We start from the raw sequence: 20,662 nt of genomic DNA on the forward strand, positions 1-20,662 counted from the left end.
TTCATAATAAATAAAATAATAATATACGAATAATATAATAATAACACAGATTCCATAACGATATGAGCGGCACGACCATCGGGTAAAATTTTTGCTTAAGTTTTAGCGAACACATTATGTAAATGTCTTTATATGTGCCGATGATTTTTGATGTCTGCATGTAAATGCTGGCAGATTAACACCTGGCGATTGATATTTAATAGGTATGGAAGCAAACCCTAAACACACTGGTAGCTGAATTTACGAAGGACTAGGATTCTCCAAGTCCTCTTCAGCCTTATCATGAGTTCATGTTCCTGAGCCAATGCGCAAACAATCCCTGACTTCCAGCTCCCCGATTTCTGCAGCTTCCGCAAAAGACCCTATTCGTCACGGTACCCGCTCATTCCGAAAGATGATCCTGGCGCTCTTCGCTGCAGGATTCGCTACATTCAGTATGATTTATTGTGTACAACCTCTGATGCCGGCCTTCAGCAGAGAATATGGCGTGACCGCCACGGGGAGTGCGCTTTCCCTGTCGTTGACGACGGGGATTCTGGCTTTCTCGATGCTCCTGGTCGGGAACTGGTCGGATCGTCTGGGGCGCAAGTCTATCATGGTCTGGTCATTGTTCACGTCCGCATTTCTGGTGCTCGCCACCGGATTCGCGCCCAATTGGGAGGTTTTTTTGTTGGAGCGGGCTTTGCTGGGCATCAGCATCAGTGGCCTGCCAGCGGTAGCTATGACCTATCTCAATGAAGAAGTTCATGCGGACTCTATCGGCATAGGTATGGGGTTATATATCAGCGGTAGTGCAGTGGGTGGTATGTCAGGTCGGCTGATTGCCGGTGTTTTGGCCAATTATTGGGGTTGGCATGTTGCCCTGGCCAGCATCGGCGTCATCAGTCTGATTGCTGCCGTTCTATTTGTGCGCAGTTTGCCGGATTCCCAGCATTTTTCCCCGCAGCATGTGTCCTGGAACGGCAGGGTTCAGCAAATCGGTCGGCTGTTCAACGATCCGGGGCTTCCTTGGTTGTTTGTCGAAGGCTTTTTCCTGATGGGCATTTTCGTGACCTTTTATAATTATCTGACTTACCGGCTGATGGCCCCGCCTTACGACTTCAGCCAAGCTCAGGTGGGGCTGATTTTTAGCGTCTACGGAGTGGGTATTTTCAGCTCTCCGGTGATGGGACATATTGCCGGGCGGATAGGGCGTCGAAAGGTCCTATGGATGGCTTTTGCGTTGCTGACTGTAGGGGCCCTGCTCAGTTTTGCGGGGGCTGTCTGGGCGATTCTGCTCGGCACCACATTGTTGACCTTTGGTTTTTTTGGGGGACATTCCATTGCCAGCAGTTGGGTGGGTCGCCGGGCACCTGGAGCCAAAGCGCAGGCCGCCTCATTGTATCTCTTTTTTTATTATCTGGGTTCGGCGGTGCTGGGCAGTTCCGGGGGATATTTCTATTCGGGTTGGGGTTGGGAGGGTGTGGCGGAACTGCTGACTTTTCTGGCAGTCTCCGGACTACTCATCGCCTGGAAACTGCGTGTGCTGCCGCCTCTGACTGCAATATCGCCAATAGCTGTCGGAGCAGCGGTGAATGGTCCATACAGCGGTAAACCACATGGACATCAGAACGCGCACTAGGGGAAGACAGCGGTAGGTAACACACGCTACCCTGCTGCAGGTGTGAATAGGAAACCGGAAGAATGGTAATCCCCAAGCCTACGGCTACCAATCCTATCATGGTCGATGCCTCCTGCACTTCCTGAACAATTTTGGGATTAAACCCGGCATCATGGCAAAGCTGATAAAACTGGTTGCGTATGCCAGTGCCAGCCGAGTCGGTAAAGATAATGAACGACTCGTGGGCCAGTTGCAGCGGATCAAGTGGTACAGACAGATTGGGGGAAGCCGGACAGAGCGGATGTTTGGCAGGTAGAACGGCTACGAGAGGGTCAGCGTAGAGCATATGGGATTGCAGCATTGCCGGTAAATGCTGAACCCGCATAATACCTACCTGTATTTTTCCATGGATCAATGCATCTATTTGTTCGAGAGAGTTTAACTCTTCCAGATTCAGATGCACGGACGGAAATTGTGTTCGAAACTGGTATATGGCTCTGGGGACCTGTTCAGCCAACATGGTTGAGCGGGTCATACCGATGTGCAGTTCACCTTTCTCTCCGCGCTCCACACTGCGCACATGGTCGACGGCACGATCTACCTGGAGAAGAATGGCACGGGCCTCTTTGAGAAAAGCATCCCCTGCATCGGTGAGGGCCACCCGGCGGTTAGTGCGTACGAACAGCCGGGCTCCCAACATTTCTTCAAGCGTATGAATCTGATGACTGAGGGGCGGTTGGGAAATGCCCAAACGCTCTGCAGCGCGGCTGAAATGCAGCTCTTCAGCCACCGCGATGAAGTAACGAAGATGACGAAGTTCAAGTGACACGGATAACGTAACGCCAAGCACAAATCGAAAAAACAATAAGTTTCGGATTATATTATCTTGATGCCGGCACCTGCCAAGTTATATGGACTCACCGTATCGGTGATGTTCATCATGCGATGACCATCACCGACCAACTGCTCCTGTTTTCAATGGCACATTTCGTGTGCAGACAGACCTGTACGTTCGAATTCAGCAGAAGACAGATGCTGCGGAACATAGTCGACACTAAGCTTTTGTTTCCACCGGTAAAATGCCCGTAAGTGATTGCGTGAGCCCCGCTCTAATTCTGCATAGACCGCAAGGATTTCCGGTTTATTGGTGCGTCGGGCCACTTTTTGTAGGTCGGCTATATCGAGTTCTTCAATCAATAACCCAACGCGAACGGCGTCTGCCTCGCTCCGTAGTCCCTGATTAATCAGATCATCATACAATGCTTGCAAATCGGCACGATAGAATTGTCCAACCGCCAACCCCCGAACCGGATCAGATTCCCCATAATGCTCAAGCAAAGCCAGCATCGCGTCCATGTGCACTTGTTCCGAACCGGTAATATTTTGGAAAGGACGGATACCCCAGCGCTCGTATAAGCGAATATAAACGTCTCGCGCAATTTTTTCCTCCTCTCGCATCAACAGCAAGTCGGAGCGTTCTTCGCTCGTCAATAGGCCACGCGGTGAAGCAGCAATATCGGCACGAATTTGTGCAAGGTGCACTGGGCGCTGCTCCGCATGTTCATTTTCCATGAATTCAGACTCAGTAGATGTGTTTGTGCTCGCATTAAACCCGCGTTGATCCATTCGGCGGCCATTTCCACGGCCACCATTTCCACGACTGCCATTTCCACAGCCGCTTGACCTCATCCGGCTTTCACCAGAACGCTGATCGCCGAACTGTGAACAAGACTTTTTATTTGTATTCATTATGTTACTCCTTTAAACATCTTCAGACCTAATTCAGAGGGTCTGAATCTCTGTGAGTGCCTCTTCAAGAATCTTCTTGATCCTTTGGAACTGTTCCGAGACCAAAGGAGAGGCTTGTATTCGTTGACTAACGGCATCACGCAATAAATGGAGATGTTCGCGTATCTGTCGCGCGTCTTCACTGCATCGGGTCGCGATCCGTTCTTCGATTGCCACGACCATCGCGCGATTCTGTTCAAGAAACGCTTGCCCTTGTTCAGTGATGACGTAAAGTTTCTTGTTTCCCTCAAGAATTACAGAAACATGACCGAGATCTTCGAGCATTGCGAGCATCGGATAAATCATCCCGGGACTCGGACTGTAGATCCCCCCGGATTGTTGCTCTAACAGCTTGATCAGTTCGTATCCGTGGCGTGGGTGCTGGGCAATATGCTGCAGGACGATGTAACGCAGCATGCCCGGATCAAGCATACGGGATCTCCGTCGGCCTTGCCCTGATCTGTGGCAAGGTCCGGAACATTTTCCCTCTGGGTCATTGGATAGTTTCATGGGAACCGCCTTTTAGATATATCTAATTATGATATATCTTATAGGATGCCGTGAAAAATACAAGATCATCACTTGGTTTTTTTGACCTGATTTTTTTGAGTCAGGAAATTATGGAAAGAGAACCTTCCAAACAGGATTTCGTTGTAGAGTCGGATCAGCGATACCCGGCAATAGCTGGGCGCAAAAACCATGCGTTCCGAAGTAAATGTGATGCTGATCTTCCAACACAGCCTCCGCCCATGTGGTCGCCCCACAGAACGGACGCACGAGTCCTCTGATGTTGCCCGGAGTAGGCAGCAAAGGTATACAGGTTTCACGCAATAGAGTAGCCTGACATTATCCCAGACAAAATATCCTCATGATTATGGATAGTGCTGATTGGTCCAAAAATCACAATCTCCAGTGTCAGAATATCTGGGCTACATCAAGGGTTGGCACCACAAAGACGATTAGCCGGGACGGAGACATCTATCAATTTCGGAAGCGGCAGATTGAGTGCGGCCATGATAGCGATGAATTCCTCTCGCGATTTGTTGGCGAGGCGCGGGTTGCTCTGTTTTTCCTCGCCAATACAGCTCACCCGGCGACCACGATAGTCGTGACCGGGATAAACCAACGTCTCGTCAGGTAAGGTGAAAAGTTTTGTGGTAATGCTGTCGTATAAGGTACCAGCATCGCCGCTCTGAAAGTCAGTGCGCCCACAGCCGCCAATGAGCAGAGCGTCACCGGTAAAAACCCGATCATGCCAGCGAAAGCTTAGAGATTCAGGAGTATGCCCAGGGGTAGCAAGTACGCGAATAACATCGTCTCCCAAGACCAGGAAATCGCCGTCATCCACCGCAATGTCGGCACAGTCGGCTTGAGCTCGGACACTGAGGACTACCTGTGCTCCTGTCTGCTTGCGGAGTTTGTGGGCAGCGCTGATATGATCGGCGTGCAAATGGGTTTCCAGAATATGAGTCAGGTGCAGGCCTTCATTACGCAAAATCTGCAAAACTTCGGCACTGTTCTCGGCCACCGCATCGATGACCACGGCATCGCGCCAGGTATTATCCGCGAGAATGTAGGTGTAGGTACTGCTCTCGATATGAAACAGTTGCCGAAAATACATGACGTTATTCCTTTACCCGGAGGCTGCAGTGAATTCCGAATATGGCCTAGCGTGTCACAGCCAGGCTAGGGTCGCATTGAGAAAAATCATTTAGAACCCATCAATTCATGCCGCTGGCAATTTTTCGTAGCGACGCGCGCTGAACCATAATGCGCTGACCGGATTCACGCAGGTATCCCTGTCTCTTGAAATCCGCCATGACTCTCGAAACATGTGCAGAAGAAAGCCCGAGATAACCGGCAATTTCTTTACGCGCCATCGGGAAAGGGACCCAGGCGCCATCGGGGAACACTCCGCACCAGTGGTATAAAAATGCCGCCAGGCAGGCATCGGCCTTCCCTGCCCCCACTTCCACAATATGGAATTCAGACTCTTCCAGGGCTCTCTGCCATCGCTCCAGCAATGCGCGTCGCACATGGGGGAGGTCTTCTGATAAACGGTTTAATTCCGATATATCCAGCAAACATAAATCAGCGGCATCTAATGTTGTGGCGGTATGCGGATAACGGGGATGTGCATGATTCAAGCCCTCAAATCCCAACAGATCGCCATGACGCAATAGCCGAACAATTTTTTCCACCCCATGAAGCGGTGATTCCAGACTGAGTTTGATGACACCAGACCGCAAGGTAAACGCATGGCGGGCGCTTTCGCCCTGATGGTAAAGCACTTCTCCAGCAGGCAGATGAATATCCTGTACGGTCATCCCCAGATTGTCTAATTCTTGCACAGTGAGTCCTGCAAAGATGCTTAACTGGCGCATGGGACAAAGCTGACAATCTGACTGGCCCGTCAGATTCCATGACGCTGAATGCATGAGATACTCCTGTTAGGCGATGCTGTCGGCATCCTCCAATTCCCAGAGCGGGATCTGGTTATCAGAGGCATCGGTTACCCAACGTCGCGCATAAATGCTGCGTTGGGCAGCCAACTCATTCAGAATACTCTGAATACGGTTCATCGTCAGGTGCAGGGTACAAGCCATCTCTATGCTGGTCATCGGCCCGCCACGCAGGCAGTTCAGAATACGATTCGTGTCTTGCATTATGAGGATATCTCCCGATGTCGTGTCAGGTTGTGCGCCATCCTGTATGCGCTGGTATGAAAGTCCCTCCATGGCATTCAGCTCGTGTACAGCACGGGATAAGCTGCCCGGTTTGCCTTTTTGTGCAGCAGATTTTGCCGAAAAATGCGAAAGAAGCGCTGATAACGCGATAATTCCTGCTCCATCAGCAAGCTATGATCGGACACCTTTTTTTGCGACTGGTTATCCAGCACCTGCTCTTCATTCAGGGTGGAGAGTTCTGCGCGTAGCGCATACCATTGTTCATTGACCAGATCGTGGCGTGTTTCCAGTACATCGAGAATATCCAGAATGGCACGGTCATCCAGCTGTGCTTCGGGTTCGCCCTGAACCGTTAAAGAAGATCTGATTTTCATAAATCACTCCATGAATAGTTTCCGTCTGTTACACAGGAACTGGGGAAAGGACAGCGAAAAGTCTGCCCTTCCCTTCAGGTTTTAATGACCGCCGTAACTGGCCATTTTTGTGGTGCGACCCCGGAACACCCAGATTTGATAAGCGTTGTACATGATCATGATGGGTACAAACCCGGTCATGAACAAGGTAAACACGGCAATGGAGTTGGCCGGATTGGCGGCCGCCTGGATGGTCCAGGTTTCCGGAACAATGTAGGGAAACATCGTGGCCCACATGGCAAACCACAGGAGAACCACCACCCCTTCACCCCACAGCAGGGCGGCGAAGTCTTTTTGCATGGAGTGGTTCATCATGGATTTAAAGGCAAAGAACAAGACCACTAAGAGCCAGATGGCCCATACCCACCAATAAGGACCGGTCCATTTTGCCGCTGCCCAGGGGAATATGGCATAGGACCATACCAGGGTGACGACGATTGCTGTCAAGGCCAGGTAGGAAAAAAGGGTGGTCCAGCGCTGTGCTTTGACATTGATCGGATCCCCCTTTTCAAAGCGTGCACTCAGGTAAAGACCGCCTGCCAGTCCGGCCGCAATGACCGCGCCAAAACCGGTGAAGATACTGAAAGGGGTCAGAAAAGTGAGGGCCGTCCCGGTAAAATGGGGAATGGGCGAATTCACAAACAGGCCCGGAGCCCCTTTGGCCATGGCCTCACCGGCCTTCATGGGGAAGCCCTGCAAGGTCGCCCCCAAAGCCACGCCCGCCCCGAAAGGTGCCATAAAACTCCCGACGGCAAAGGCCCAACCCCAAAAGCGCTTGCTTCCGGTTGCATGGACATGAAACTCAAAGGCTACAGCCCGCGAAATGACACCCCATAAAGCGAACATCAACGGAATCATCAGATAGTTGAAGGCCGATCCATACACCAGCGGAAAAGCGCCAAACAGAACGCCGCCGGCAACGACCAGCCAGGTTTCATTGCCATCCCACATACCGGCCATGGAAGCCATAATGGCACCCCGCTCCTGCTCATCGGGAGAAAAAAGGGCAAACACCCCGGCGCCGAGATCGGCACCGTCCAGGGCAATGAAGAAAAGAAACAGTAGACTGAGTAACAGCCACCACCACGTCGTTAGAGTGGTAGCGATTCTGGCGAGATCAAACATATTGTATTACTCCTTGAATCGAAATCCCGGAAAACCACGCTTAATGGGTTTTCCCAAAGGTCGGTTTGGCAAAGGTCGGTTTCGCCAATCCACCACCGGCGTGTTCCTGATCAGCATGCTGCTCTGGCGCACCCGGTAAAGGACTTTCCAGATCCGGTCCCTTGCGGATCACGCGGGAGAAGAAATACCAGGCACCGGCCCAGACGGTCAGTTCAAAAACGCCATATCCGGCAAACCAGAAGATTTCCTGACCAATACCCATGTGGCTGACACCTTCATAGGTGCGCATGAGGTTGTAAACTACCCAGGGTTGACGCCCTACTTCGCGAGTCCACCAGCCAGTCCAGACGGCCAGGTACGGTAAAAAAGCACTAAAGACCATGGCCCGCAAAAACCAGGGGCGTTTACGCAATCCCTCCACCGTCAGTTGGCCGCGCAGGATGAGCATGGTGCCCCACAACGCCATAAAGAACAGGAAAAAGCCGATGGCCACCATAACCCGGAAGGAATAGAAAGGGACCCAGACGTCGGGGCGATCCTTGGCCGGGAACTGGTCCAGACCGGGAACTACGCCATTCAGGGTGTGGGTTTCCAGGAGGCTTAACACATGGGGAATACGGATTGAAAACAGACTTCCATCATTGGCAGCATTGGGAATGGCAATCAGATTCCAGGAAGTGTTCGGCTTACCATCCTGTAAATAAGTGTGGAAATGCCCTTCCATGGCGGCCAGCGAGGTCGGTTCACTATGGGCCACATCGACCCCCAGACTGTCGCCTAACCAGATTTGTATCGGTGTCGCGATCAATAAAGCCAGAATGGCGGGTTTCAGCATCTTGACGAACAAATCAGCGTGACGATTCTTGAGAATAAACCAGGCACTGGTCCCGGCCAGTACAAAAAAGCCCAGGATCATGGTAGCCACCCACATATGCGGGAAACCCCATTCATTACTTTCATTGAAAATGGCACTCCACCAATTGGTCACCTGAAACAGACCGTCTTTCAGCACGACACCATCAGGAGTCTGCATCCAGCCATTGGCCACCAGAATCCAGTAGGCCGACAAACTGGAAGCAAACGCCACGTTGAAGGTAGAGAACAAATGCATCCCTTTGCCGATCTTGTTCCAACCAAACACCATGAGGCCAATGAAGCCGGCTTCATACATAAAGGCGGTAATGGTTTCAAAGCCCAGAATATTCCCGAAGAAGGGACCCACGGCCTGAGAAAACGGGCCATAGAGAATGCCGAAGGCCATTTCCATGGTGACACCGGTAGCCACACCGGCGCCGAAATTGACAATAAAGATTTTTTCAAAAAAGCGCTCCAGACGGTACCATCGTTCGTCTCCGGAACGCAGCCAGGCTACTTCCAATCCGAAAAGAATCCATGACACCCCGATAGTTAGGGGCGTCCAGAGGATGTGCATGGAGGTAATCCAGGCAAAATCCAGCCGACTCAGAAGAATCGGCAAAGTATTTTCTACGAGCATGATAAACTCCTCGCTTTAAAAGCGGCGTTAAAAAATGGCAAGCATATTACCGAATCTATAACAGCAATAAATGTGCCAGTTATCCGCTCTATAATTAATCAGTATGTTGCGTTTTAAAAATGATTTTTCGCAAAAAAATAATGGGTGATACAACCGGTTCATGTGGTTCGTATAAACCAATTTATTCTTGCAGGCAGAAAAAATGACAATTAACAAAGGAATCGAAATCATGACCAGAAATGGAATGCGCCCTATTCATCCGGGCGAAGTATTAGGTGAGGAGTTTTTGGCCCCGCTGAAAATGACACCACATGCATTGGCTATGGCATTACGGGTGCCGTCACCACGTATCCATGAGATCATTCGTGAGCGTCGGGCAGTTTCACCAGGTACGGCATTGCGTTTGTCCCGCTACTTTCAGACCAGTCCGGAATTCTGGTTGGGACTACAAGTTGCTTACGATCTGCGGAAAACGGGGCGGGCGCCACCATTGCCCGCGAAGTACAGCCCAGACAACAAGTGGCATAAGCGCCCAGTTTAAGCCTAGAAACCTTTTATTGATCGTCGATATTGCTGATACTGATTGCAGAGGGTGATTTACAACAGGTTGCGTGCAGCCTTGCCGATACCTTCGGCGGACATTGGATGCTGATCGGCAAATCGCGCCAGGTCATAGGCCGTCATTCCGCCCGCAATGGCCGTACCCACCTGTCCAATCAGGCTGCCTGCATCAATCCCCACAATCCATGCCCCGCGAATCCGCAAACTGCCGGGCTCGAAAAAGAGCCGGATTTCGCCATCCAGACGTTCCAGAATCTGCGCTCTGGAGTCCTCTGAAAAGGCATAGCGGGCTTCCAGCAAAGATCCAGGAGAGACCTTGGCCGGTGTCAGACCGATGTAGGCTGCTGCCGGCAAGGTGAATATCGTTGTCGGCACATGGTCAAAATCCGCATAATCCGTAGGAACGTTCCCCGCCAGAATATTGTGGCCTGCCACCAGAGACTGACGCACTGCTGCGTGAAAAAGTGGTACCCGTCCATTGACATCCCCTGCTGCATAAATATGCGGAAAGCGGGTTTGTAGGCTGGGGCCCACCTGAATACCATGATGATCAAACGCAATGCCCAGGGCTTCTGCACCCTCTGGAATGACCGGACGACGCCCCACGGCGAGCAGGACGGCATCGACCTCCTGATTTTGTTCCTTGCCGTCCTCAAGCCAGACAACACGACGACCACTGCCTGTATTCTCAACGCGTTGCACCTCTACATTGGTGCGAAGTTCAAGCCCTTTGGGTAGTAAAGGCAGCAGCAGGTTGACCATGCCTGGATCCATGCCATTCAGGATTTGTGCGCCTTTTTGCAGCAAGGTAACTTCCGTACCCAAGGCAGCAAAAAATGTCGCTGTTTCCAGCCCTATGTAGCCACCGCCGATAACCAGCAGTTTTTCGGGCAAAGCCCGCATGGCTGGCGAAGGTTTATAAAGATCATGACTGGTCAGGCACCATTCAGCACCGGGCAAGGGCGGAATGAACACGTCCGAGCCACTGGCGATCAGGATATGCCGGGCATGATAGGTATCCGTTCCCGCATCTGAATCTACTTTCACCGTATGGGGATCTAACAGGTGCGCTACGCCCTTGATCAAGCGGATAAGAGGTTCTGCGGCCAGTTCCGCTGCGTGCTGGACATAACGCCGCTCCTGAATGGCATCTTTGTGCTGCATCAGGGCGGCAAAATCCACGTGCAGATTGCCGCCCAGTCCGTAGGGCTGAAAACGCTGGGCATCCTGGTAAAAAGCGGCTGTTTCCCGAACCGCCTTGGAAGGAACACAACCTTCATACAGACAGTTACCACTCATGACCCCCTTCGGATCGACCATGAGTACCTTCTTTCCAGCTTTTGCCAGACGAAAAGCGGCCGGATAGGCGGCGCCACCTGCACCTACGCATAACAAATCCACTTCCTGAACAGTCATTTTGCAGCCCTCCACGTTGAATCCAATCCTGCAAAGCCTAGCACAAGCAAACAACAGGCAGATATGAATATATCATTAAAATTCATGATGATTCTTTCACCTTGTCTATACTCATGGTGACGAATATGGCGAAGTCAGATTGCCCGAACGAATCTTGTGCTATCTTATATTAGGATATTGAGATTTTAATTGTGAGCTGGTCAGATGTTTTCTGTAGAGAATTTTCATAAAGGGAGACCGTCGCATGCAACCGGTTGATGCAAAGGGTTTTGAAAGCCTGGATTTGAATGCCAGCTTTCAGGCTCTGGAAAGTAGCGATAAAGGTTTAAGCAGCAGTGAAGCCAGTACCCGCCTGGCGCAATTTGGCAGCAACCTGCTGGAAGAAAAAGAAACTCCGCTCTGGCGTAGATTAATTTCCTATTTTTGGGCACCCATTCCCTGGATGATTGAGGTTGCGGCCGTTTTATCGGCCATCAACGGCGACTGGAAGAGCTTTTTTGTCATTTTTGCCATGCTGCTCATCAACGGTGGCATTGGTTTTTGGGAAGAAAAAGGTGCCAATGACGCCCTCAAGGCGCTGAAAAATCAACTGGCGCTCAAAGCGCGGGTCTTGCGCGATCAGCAATGGCAAAGCATTGACGCAGCGCAATTGGTGCCGGGTGACGTCGTTCGTCTGCGCCTGGGGGATATTCTACCGGCGGATATCAAACTCATTTCCGGTGATTATCTGTCCGTGGATCAGTCTGCCCTGACGGGCGAGTCTTTACCGGTGAACAAAAAACCCGGAGACGTGGCCTACTCAGGAACTATTGCCAAGCAGGGAGAAATGCTGGGGCTGGTCTATGAAACCGGCTCTGCGACTTTTTTCGGACGTACGGCGAGTCTGGTGCAAAAAGCCGCTCCCGTTTCGCACTTTCAAAAAGCCGTACTTAATATCGGTAACTTTTTAATTGTTCTGGCTCTATCCCTTTCGTTATTGCTGATTGTTGTAGAATTAGTCCGTGGCTTGCCGTTTTTGACCCTGCTGGCTTTTGTCCTGGTGGTGGTGGTGGCTTCCATTCCGGTCGCCATGCCGGCGGTATTGTCCGTCACCATGGCTCTGGGGGCTCTGGCCCTATCGCGCATGAAGGCCATTGTTTCCAAATTGACTTCCATTGAGGAAATGGCCGGGGTGGATATTCTCTGCTCGGATAAAACTGGAACCTTAACCCAAAACAAGATCACCCTGGGGGGAAGCGCCCTGTTTGCCGCGCAGAATGAACAGGAACTCATTCTTGCGGCGGCCTTGGCCAGTAAGGCGGAAGACGCGGACGCCATTGATAATGCCGTGCTTGCCGGACTTCCCGATCGCGACAAAACCCTCGCGGCTTTCACTCAGGACAAATTCATTCCTTTTGATCCCATCTCCAAGCGTACGGAAGGGCAACTTCACGGAAGCGACGGGAAAAAGTTTCGGGTGAGTAAAGGGGCGCCTCAAGTTCTCATTGAAATGGCCAAACTGGCTGATGCTGAACGTGCCAAGGCCGAAAAAGTGGTCGAGGATGCCGCCGCCAAGGGGTTTCGTACGCTGGGCGTGGTCCGTTCCGACGATGATGGGCAGAACTGGCGTTTTCTCGGGATTCTTTCATTGCTGGATCCGCCCCGGGTCGATTCCAAGCAGACCATTATGGAAGCGCAGGAACATGGTATTGAAGTCAAGATGGTGACGGGTGATCATCAGGCCATTGCCAGTGAAATTGCCGGTCAATTGAACCTGGGCACGCATATTCTGACCGTGGATGACCGGCTCTCGAAATTTGCCGAGGGCGGGGTACTTCCCCAGGCACTGGGCGATGAAATTGAACACTCCGATGGCTTTGCCCAGGTGTTTCCTGAACATAAATACGCCATTGTCAAAGCCCTGCAGCAACGCGGGCATATTGTCGCCATGACCGGCGATGGCGTGAATGATGCGCCGGCGCTCAAACAGGCCGATGTGGGGATTGCTGTGTCGGGTGCCACCGACGCTGCACGCGGTGCTGCCGCCCTGATTCTGACAGCCCCGGGCCTGAATGTGATCGTCAAGGCCGTCGAGGAGGCGCGACGCATTTTTGAGCGGATGACCAGTTATACGGTATATCGCATCGCCATGACCCTGGATATTCTGTTTTTTGTGGTCGTTGCCATGCTGATTTTCAACTCTTATCCGTTGACGGCCATCATGGTTGTTCTGCTTTCCCTGCTCGATGATATTCCCATCATGACCATTGCCTGGGACCATACCGCCGTAAAGAAGTCCCCCGTTCATTGGGAAATGCCGAGAGTGCTGAGTCTGTCTTCAGCCATGGGGCTCCTGGCTTTTGCGGGGACCTTTGGGCTTTATCTCCTTACCCGCTTTGTGTTTCATATTCCTCTGCCGGAAGCACAAAGCATCATGTTCCTGCAGCTGATTGCCGGGGGGCATCTCATGTTGTTCCTGACCCGGGTGCGCGGGCCTTTCTGGCGCCCTCCCTACCCTGCGCCCATTCTCCTGCTGGCCATCCTGGGCACCCAGATTGTCGGCGTGGCGATTGTCGGTTTCGGCTGGCTGATGACGGCGGTGCCCTGGACGACCATTGGCCTGGTATGGGCGTACAACATTGTGTGGATGGTACTGGCCGATCTTGCCAAGTTGGGCATTCACCGCCTGATGGATCATGAGGCAGCCCATCAGAGCCGGTTTTTGCGCACTCTCAATCATTCTCTGCATCTCGCCCTGACACAGCTGGAACGGGATGGTGCCGGCTTTCAACGAAACATTCGGCAGGCTTTTACCCATTTTATGAGAGGTGGAGATTCAAAATAATGTTCTCTTATTGCACCCCCTGATTCGGAGAAATACCATGACCGCTAAAGATCGACTCACCGAAGTACATCAGTTGATGGAAAATCTCAAGCAGGATTATCCCTCGGAAATCAATTCCTTTTTGGGCTTTATGGGAAAGGCGGAAGGAAACCCGGCCCTGAGTGCGGCACAAAAGGAGTTGATCAACGTGGCTCTGTCCGTCGCTGCGCAATGTGAATGGTGCATTGCCTTGCATACCAAAAGCGCCATTGAAGCCGGGGCCAGTCGCGATGAAATCATGAGTGCCGGTTTCATGGCGGTCATTATGCATGGCGGCCCCGCCTTGATGTATCTGGTGCCGCTGAGCAAGGCGCTGGATGAATTCCTGCCGGAGAACACCCATGGATAGATTGCAAATGCGCGCCATGCTCCGGGATATGCTCCGCGCCCGGGCTTTTGAAGAGGCCGCTGCCCAGGGATATGCCCAGGGCCAGATTGCCGGATTTTTGCACCTGTATCCTGGAGAGGAGGCGGTAGCCGTGGGGGTGCTGCATGCCGCCGAGCCCGGGGACTATGTGGTCAGCACTTATCGGGAGCATGTCCATGCCCTGGTCCGGGGGATTCCTGCGCAGGAAATCATGGCGGAACTGCATGGCAAAATTACCGGCATCAGCAAAGGGATGGGCGGTTCCATGCATCTGTTTGATGCCAGTCGGCGCTTTCTGGGGGGCTACGCCATTGTCGGCGAAACCTTTCCCATCGCTTTGGGAGCAGCTTACGCCGTCGCCTACCGCCGTCTGCCGGAAGCCGTGATCTGCTTTTTTGGCGATGGCGCGGTCAACCAGGGGACCTTCCATGAATCCCTCAATATGGCGGCGCTCTGGAAACTCCCCATTCTTTTTGTCTGTGAGAACAATCATTATCAGATCGGTACGGAAATTCACCGCCATTCTGCCGTGACTGAAGTGTATAAACGTGCCTGCAGCTATGGGATTCCGGCGGAAAAAGTCGATGGCATGGATGTTCTTGCGGTGCATGCCGCTGCCCGCAAGGCGCTGGAGCGGGTTCGCAGCGGCGACGGCCCGCAATTTCTGGAGCTGGAAACCTACCGCTATCGCGGGCACTCCATGGCGGATCCGGCGAGCTATCGCCCCAATGTGGAACTGAATGCCTATCAGGCTAACGATCCCATTGCCGCAGCCATCCACGAAGCAGAATCCGCTTATCCATCACCTGAAGCCATGGCTGCCGCAGGAGCCGACTGCATTAGCCACTTTAGTGACCATTGCTGCCAGGAAGGTCATCTCGACGAGGCGGAAATCACGCGTTTGCGTCAGGAAGTGCAAACGGAAGTGGATGACGCCGTCCGTTTTGCCCAACAAAGTGCGGAGCCGGACATGCAGGATGCCTGGTCCGTCTTTCATCACAATCGTCGTTATGAAGTACTGATGGAGACAGCCCAATGAACGAGCTATTTTATTGGCAAGCGCTGAATCGGGCCATGGATGCCGAAATGGCGGCGGATGAAAGTGTCATCACCCTGGGTGAAGACGTGGGTCTTTATGGCGGAACCTATCGGGTAACCGAGGGGCTCATGGCCAAGTATGGCGAATGGCGCGTGCGCGACACCCCCATTTCCGAAAACAGTTTTACCGGCCTCGGTGTGGGCGCGGCAATGCTGGGTCTGCGCCCGGTGGTCGAAATCATGACCATCAATTTTGCTCTGTTTGCCATTGACGCCATCATCAACATGGCCGCCAAGATCCCGTTCATGTCCGGAGGGCAATTTCCCATGCCCCTGACCATTCGCATGCCGGGTGGCATTGCCCGGCAACTGGGTGCCCAACATTCCCAGCGCCTGGAGCATACTCTGATGAACGTGCCCGGATTGCGGATAGCCGTTCCGGCCACGCCTCAGGATGCCTACTGGCAATTACGCCAGGCCATTCATAGTGATGACGCGCTCATTGTTCTAGAGCATGAACTGCTCTATTTCACCAAGGATCATGTTGATGAGGCGGCTGTTGCCCCGCCTATTCATCAGGCTTTGCTCCGCCGTCAGGGACGGGACATTACCTGTATTGCTTATTCCCGGATGGTGATGCTGGCTCTGGAAGCTGCGGACATTCTGGCCAAGGAAGGTATTGCCATGACGGTCATTGATTTGCGCAGCCTGGCACCCATTGACTGGGAGACCTGTGTGCAATCCGTCAAGCAAACCCATCACTGTCTGATTGTGGAAGAGGACTGTCGTTTTGCCGGAGCCGGTGCGGAATTGAGCGCCACCCTTCAGGAGCGCTGCTTTTATTTTCTGGATCGCCCCATCCAGAGGGTCGCTGGACTGGATATCCCCACGCCCTTCAATGGTCAGCTCGAAGCAGCCAGTATCCCGCGTACGGCAGACATCATTACGGCAGCCCGGCAAATGCTGGGCTCGCAGGGAGGTCAATCATGAAAAACCCCATTACTATGCCGGTATTGTCGGATACCATGCAAACCGGTCGGCTGACGCGCTGGAACAAGTCCGTTGGCGATGCCATCAAAAAGGGCGAGGCTGTTGCCGAAGTGGAAACCGATAAAGCGGTCCTGGACGTGGAGGCCTTTGCGGATGGCTTTCTGGCTGGGCCACTGGCGGCTACGGATACGGATATTCCGGTTCGCCAGGTTATCGGGTATATCGTTGATCAAAAAGAGGCGCCTGCTACCCCTCCCGCGCCTGAGCCTCATGCGGCCGTTGCGGATGCTGCACCAGTGCCGGAACCGGAACCGGCTGCGCGAATTGCGGCACCGGGAACAGCAAATCCCGTTCCATCGCCGTCCCAAGCAATCCCTTCCGCACCGACAAGGCAAAACACCGGGACAATTTCTCCAAAATCCGGCGACCATGCCGACGGGGCATTGATTTCTCCCTACGCCCGCGCTCTGGCGGCGGATCTGAATCTGGATCTCCAGCAGATCACGCCGGGACCTGATGGTGTGATTCATGCCAGTCAGGTACTGGCCGCAGCCTTGGCACCTCAGGACGCGGACTTGCGCATGGGTCCACCCTACCAGATCGAAAAGCCCAGTGCCCTGCGGGCTGCCGTGGCCCGCAACATGTCAGCCACCCTCCAGACGCCGACCTTTTTGATCAGCAGCCGCTTCAATTTGAGCGCGCTGCACGCAAGTGCCAAAACGGCCAAACTCAGCTTTACCTTGGCACTGGGCAGAGCCTGCGCCCTCACCGTGGCTGAAGATCCCTGGTTCAATCAGGTCTGGACCCGCCAGGGACTGGCCAAACGGCAACGGGTTGATCTGGGCATCGCTGTGGACACTGGTGAAGGTCTGATTACCCCGGTGCTGCGGGATGCCGCCCGCAGAACAATGCCGGAACTCGCTGAGGATTGGCGCATATTGCTGGGCAAGGTCAAAAAAGGCCGAGTTACACCCAATGACTATCAGGGCGCCAGTTTTTATCTGTCCAATCTGGGAATTTTTCCGGAGATTGAGCGCTTCAATGCCATTGTCCCCACGGGGGCAGCAGCCATTCTGGCTGTAGCGGCTGCTGATAGTGACGGGCTGACGGATTTCACCTTGAGTTGTGATCATCGGGTTATTTTCGGTGCGGATGCGGCGCGTTTTCTGCAACGCCTGGGCAAGCGTCTGGAGGACCTCTCTTGGCTGACATAACCCAGATTCTCTCCATCAATAGCGGCTCTTCTTCCATCAAGTTTGCTCTGTTTGCTTTCGGCGCAGGGCTTGAGGAGCAGCAGCTTGACGGGGCCGTAGAACGCATTGGTCAAAGCATGGGGAGGATATGGCTGGAACAGGCCGGTCAGCGGGTATTGGACCGACAACAAGCCTTTGTGGATCAATCGGCCGCCCTGCAGGCGGTTGTCGCAGTGCTAACCGAACTGGGTATCACCCATCCCGATGCTATCGGTCACCGGATTGTTTCCGGAGGACCCCATCAGCAGGCCCATGTATGCATTGACGCGACCGTCCTGAAGGATCTCCGTGATGCCCTGGCTTTTGCCCCCCTGCATTTACCGGCCGAAATTGCGGCCATCGAGTCTTTGCAAAAAATCTGGCCGGAAAAACCTCAGGTCGCCTGTCTGGACACGGCATTTCATCACAGCATGCCGGAAAAGGCCGCGCGCCTGCCGCTGCCGCGCAATCTCTGGCAGGAAGGGGTGCGCAAATATGGCTTTCATGGTCTTTCTTACGAGTACATTGTCAGTCAGCTTCCGGATCTGGGGAAAGCACCTGCCATCATTGCCCACCTGGGGAATGGGGCCAGCATGGCGGCGGTTGCCGATGGCCGTTGTCTGGACACCACCATGGGCTTGACCCCTACTGGAGGCCTGGTCATGGGTACCCGCTCCGGGGATCTGGATCCGGGCATACTTCTTTATTTGATGGCTGAAAAAGGCTATAGCGCGCCGCAACTGGAGCGGCTGCTCAATCATCTTTCCGGCTTGCTGGGGATTTCGGCCTGCAGCGGGGATATGCAGGTATTATTGCGGCAGCGGGAAAACAATCCCCATGCAGCGGAGGCTATTGCCCAGTTTGCCTACAGTGCCCGCAAGCATATCGGCAGTCTCATGGCGGTGCTGGGCAGTGTTCAGCGCCTGATTTTTACCGGCGGCATTGGCGAACACGCGGCGGCCGTGCGCTGGGCCATCTGTCGGCCCCTGGAGGCCCTGGGCTTTCATCTCGACCCGGAGGCCAATGCTGCTGTCGCTCAGGAGGCTCGCAGGATTTCGGCCCCGGAAAGCCCCGTTGAGGTGCTGGTGGTGCCTACCGACGAAGATCTGATGATTGCGCGCCATACCCTGCGCCTACTGGGCACGGGTACCCCATGAATCTCAATACGTTGTATGAATAAACCCAACCCCGGAGGAAACCAGGATGGCATATCCACACTTTGACGATCTGCTTGCTGCCATAGCAACCCTCCCGGACATTCCGGTAGCGGTGGTAGATGCGGCCGAGGAACATGTCCTCCTGGGTACCTGCGAGGCCAAAAAACAAAGCATCGTTGAACCCATTCTCATCGGCGATCCTGATAAAATCCGTCATCTGCTCCAACAGATGGGGGCCGATTCGGGTACTTGTCCCAACTTTCAGATTGTCGCCGCCGACAATCCCGATGATGCCGCCGACAAGGGCGTGGAAATGGTCCTTTCGGGAGCAGCAAAAGCGCTGATGAAAGGGCATTTGCATAGTGATGCCTTTCTCCATCCCATTCTCGCCAAGCTCCGTACGGAAAAACGGCTTTCTCATATATTCGTTACCGACATTTCCAGCTATCACAAACTGCTGCTGATAACCGATGCGGCCATCAATATCACCCCGGATTTGCCAACCAAAGCCGCCATTCTGCAAAATGCCATCGATCTGGCACATATTCTGGACGTAGCGCATCCCAAGGCCGCCATTCTCTCGGCGGTGGAAGTCGTCAATCCGGCCATTGCCTCCACCGTCGATGCCGCCTGCCTCTCCAAAATGGCCGAGCGCGGTCAGATTACCGATGCACTGGTCGATGGACCCCTGGCTTTTGATAATGCCATTTCCAGGGAATCGGCGCAGATCAAAGGCATCCGTAGCGAAGTCGCAGGAGATGCCGATATCCTGCTGGTACCCGATCTGGTTTCCGGCAACATTCTCGCCAAAGACCTGGAATATCTGGCCGGCGCGACCATGGCTGGCATTGTCATGGGGGCCAAAGTGCCCGTCATCCTCACCTCCCGGTCTGATCCGGCCCGGGCCAGACTGGTTTCGGCGGCCCTGGCGGCACTGATTCATTACCACAAAACAGGAGCCCATTCCCAATGACTGCAACGGAGCCATGCCAGGCCATCGCCACCCTGACCCTCAATCCGGCAGTGGATATTGCCTATGAAGTGCCGCACCTGATTCCCGATCAGAAAAGTCATGCCCTTGCTACGCGTTATGATCCTGGCGGTAATGGCGTGAATGTTGCCCGCGCCCTCAAGGAGCTCCTGGTCTGCGCCCATAGTTGTTGCATCGTCGCCGGGAATATAGGCGAGCTGTTGCAGAAGCTGCTGCAGCATCAACTGGACAGTCCGCATTGCGTGCATGTGGAAGGCGAAACCCGGATCAATGCCACCATACTTCAGGGCGATCCGCCTGCGCAGTTTGAAGTAACCGGAATTGGTCCACTGGTTTCTGAACTTGCGCTCAGCGCCGTCAAAACAAGCTTTCTGGAACTCTGCAAGGGCGGATTTGCGGTGCTCACCGGCTCGGTTCCTCCGGGGGTGCCCGATCTCATATATGGCGACCTGGTGGACAAAGTACAGGGGGACGGCGGCAAGGCCGTTGTCGATGCCCACGGCGCGTTATTGCAACTGGCCCTTCCCCATCAGCCCTACCTGATCAAACCCAATCGCTATGAGTTATCGGTACTCAGACAGCGTGAGTTGCCAACCCTGGAAGATGTCGCCCGGGAAGCCCGCGCCATCCAGCGGGAAGGCGTCCAGTACGTTTGTGTCTCGCTGGGTGTTGAAGGCGCCCTGCTGGTTGGACCCGACGGCAGTTATCTGGCCGAGGCACCCAGCATAGCGGTCAAATCCACGGTTGGTGCGGGAGATTCCATGGTTGCCGGACTGGTAGCGGCGCTGGCACGCAGGCAGAGCCCCGCCGAGGCGTTGCGACTGGCCGTTGCCTGCGGCAGTGGCACGGCGGCACGGCCCGGTACGGAAATATTTTCTCACAGTCAGGTGGTTGAACTGTTGCAACAGGTGAACGTCAAGATGCTCGATATTTAAAAGG

At 53.7% G+C, this 20,662-nt stretch carries 20 protein-coding genes; 10 read left to right on the top strand and 10 right to left on the bottom strand.

Annotated elements, in window-relative coordinates; genetic code table 11:
• Positions 1-304: 304 nt before the first annotated feature.
• Complete coding sequence (locus BLW97_RS07305) at positions 305-1,621, top strand: MFS transporter (RefSeq protein ID WP_075322799.1); 1,317 nt, start codon at positions 305-307, stop codon at positions 1,619-1,621.
• On the opposite strand, the gene BLW97_RS07310 is transcribed toward BLW97_RS07305, so the two are convergent.
• The 9 genes from BLW97_RS07310 to BLW97_RS07350 form a co-directional block, all read right to left on the bottom strand.
• Positions 1,503-2,429 (bottom strand): LysR family transcriptional regulator, encoded by a 927-nt coding sequence (locus BLW97_RS07310; RefSeq protein ID WP_075323612.1) that lies wholly within the window; start codon positions 2,427-2,429, stop codon positions 1,503-1,505. The two genes, BLW97_RS07305 and BLW97_RS07310, sit on opposite strands and share 119 nt — an antisense overlap.
• 146 nt (positions 2,430-2,575) lie before the next feature.
• Complete coding sequence (locus BLW97_RS07315) at positions 2,576-3,349, bottom strand: DUF2202 domain-containing protein (protein ID WP_077218299.1); 774 nt, start codon at positions 3,347-3,349, stop codon at positions 2,576-2,578.
• 33 nt (positions 3,350-3,382) lie between these two features.
• Positions 3,383-3,820, bottom strand: coding sequence for a PadR family transcriptional regulator (locus BLW97_RS07320; RefSeq protein WP_207650571.1), 438 nt, complete (start codon positions 3,818-3,820; stop codon positions 3,383-3,385).
• 502 nt (positions 3,821-4,322) lie between these two features.
• Complete coding sequence (locus BLW97_RS07325) at positions 4,323-5,009, bottom strand: MBL fold metallo-hydrolase (protein ID WP_075322800.1); 687 nt, start codon at positions 5,007-5,009, stop codon at positions 4,323-4,325.
• 100 nt (positions 5,010-5,109) lie between these two features.
• Entirely contained in the window at positions 5,110-5,826 is a 717-nt protein-coding gene (locus BLW97_RS07330) for a Crp/Fnr family transcriptional regulator (RefSeq protein ID WP_075322801.1), read from the bottom strand.
• A 12-nt stretch (positions 5,827-5,838) separates the two neighbouring features.
• Positions 5,839-6,054: a hypothetical protein gene (locus BLW97_RS07335; RefSeq protein ID WP_010638922.1), complete on the bottom strand. Its 216-nt coding sequence runs from the start codon at positions 6,052-6,054 to the stop codon at positions 5,839-5,841.
• 77 nt (positions 6,055-6,131) lie between these two features.
• Positions 6,132-6,449: a hypothetical protein gene (locus tag BLW97_RS07340; protein WP_075322802.1), complete on the bottom strand. Its 318-nt coding sequence runs from the start codon at positions 6,447-6,449 to the stop codon at positions 6,132-6,134.
• Between the two features lie 81 nt (positions 6,450-6,530).
• Positions 6,531-7,613 carry a cytochrome d ubiquinol oxidase subunit II gene (locus BLW97_RS07345; protein WP_075322803.1) on the bottom strand — a complete coding sequence of 361 codons (1,083 nt, stop codon included), beginning with the start codon at positions 7,611-7,613 and terminating at the stop codon, positions 6,531-6,533.
• A 40-nt stretch (positions 7,614-7,653) separates the two neighbouring features.
• A complete protein-coding gene (locus BLW97_RS07350) occupies positions 7,654-9,108 on the bottom strand; it encodes a cytochrome ubiquinol oxidase subunit I (protein ID WP_075322804.1) in 1,455 nt (484 codons plus the stop codon).
• Positions 9,109-9,337: 229 nt separating this feature from the next.
• On the opposite strand from BLW97_RS07350, the gene BLW97_RS07360 reads away from it, so the two are divergent.
• Complete coding sequence (locus BLW97_RS07360; protein ID WP_207650572.1) at positions 9,338-9,649, top strand: HigA family addiction module antitoxin; 312 nt, start codon at positions 9,338-9,340, stop codon at positions 9,647-9,649.
• 56 nt (positions 9,650-9,705) lie between these two features.
• On the opposite strand, the gene BLW97_RS07365 is transcribed toward BLW97_RS07360, so the two are convergent.
• On the bottom strand, positions 9,706-11,085 hold the full coding sequence (locus BLW97_RS07365; protein WP_075322806.1) for a dihydrolipoyl dehydrogenase: 1,380 nt from the start codon (positions 11,083-11,085) through the stop codon (positions 9,706-9,708).
• A gap of 244 nt (positions 11,086-11,329) precedes the next feature.
• Between BLW97_RS07365 and BLW97_RS07370 the strand changes: the two genes are divergently transcribed.
• Genes BLW97_RS07370 through BLW97_RS07405 form a run of 8 tightly spaced genes read left to right on the top strand, consistent with a single transcriptional unit; the run spans position 11,330 to position 20,658 of the window.
• Positions 11,330-13,909 (top strand): plasma-membrane proton-efflux P-type ATPase, encoded by a 2,580-nt coding sequence (locus BLW97_RS07370; protein WP_075322807.1) that lies wholly within the window; start codon positions 11,330-11,332, stop codon positions 13,907-13,909.
• A gap of 37 nt (positions 13,910-13,946) precedes the next feature.
• Positions 13,947-14,297 (top strand): carboxymuconolactone decarboxylase family protein, encoded by a 351-nt coding sequence (locus BLW97_RS07375; RefSeq protein ID WP_010638908.1) that lies wholly within the window; start codon positions 13,947-13,949, stop codon positions 14,295-14,297.
• A complete protein-coding gene (locus BLW97_RS07380) occupies positions 14,290-15,354 on the top strand; it encodes a thiamine pyrophosphate-dependent enzyme (RefSeq protein WP_077218303.1) in 1,065 nt (354 codons plus the stop codon). The genes BLW97_RS07375 and BLW97_RS07380 overlap by 8 nt, the downstream gene beginning before the upstream one ends.
• Entirely contained in the window at positions 15,351-16,343 is a 993-nt protein-coding gene (locus BLW97_RS07385) for an alpha-ketoacid dehydrogenase subunit beta (protein WP_031570074.1), read from the top strand. The genes BLW97_RS07380 and BLW97_RS07385 overlap by 4 nt, the downstream gene beginning before the upstream one ends.
• The gene (locus tag BLW97_RS07390; RefSeq protein ID WP_075323615.1) at positions 16,340-17,557 is read left to right on the top strand and encodes a dihydrolipoamide acetyltransferase family protein; all 1,218 of its coding nucleotides are present in this window, start codon (positions 16,340-16,342) and stop codon (positions 17,555-17,557) included. Before BLW97_RS07385 ends, BLW97_RS07390 begins: the two co-directional genes overlap by 4 nt.
• Positions 17,545-18,732: an acetate/propionate family kinase gene (locus BLW97_RS07395; protein WP_075322809.1), complete on the top strand. Its 1,188-nt coding sequence runs from the start codon at positions 17,545-17,547 to the stop codon at positions 18,730-18,732. Before BLW97_RS07390 ends, BLW97_RS07395 begins: the two co-directional genes overlap by 13 nt.
• Positions 18,733-18,778: 46 nt before the next feature.
• Positions 18,779-19,705 carry a bifunctional enoyl-CoA hydratase/phosphate acetyltransferase gene (locus tag BLW97_RS07400; protein ID WP_075322810.1) on the top strand — a complete coding sequence of 309 codons (927 nt, stop codon included), beginning with the start codon at positions 18,779-18,781 and terminating at the stop codon, positions 19,703-19,705.
• Positions 19,702-20,658, top strand: a complete 957-nt coding sequence (locus BLW97_RS07405; protein ID WP_024894596.1) for a 1-phosphofructokinase family hexose kinase — start codon at positions 19,702-19,704, stop codon at positions 20,656-20,658. Before BLW97_RS07400 ends, BLW97_RS07405 begins: the two co-directional genes overlap by 4 nt.
• Positions 20,659-20,662 lie beyond the last annotated feature (4 nt).

Origin of the sequence: Acidithiobacillus albertensis (assembly GCF_001931655.1) — a bacterium.
In the GTDB taxonomy this organism is placed as follows: Bacteria; Pseudomonadota; Gammaproteobacteria; order Acidithiobacillales; family Acidithiobacillaceae; genus Acidithiobacillus; species Acidithiobacillus thiooxidans.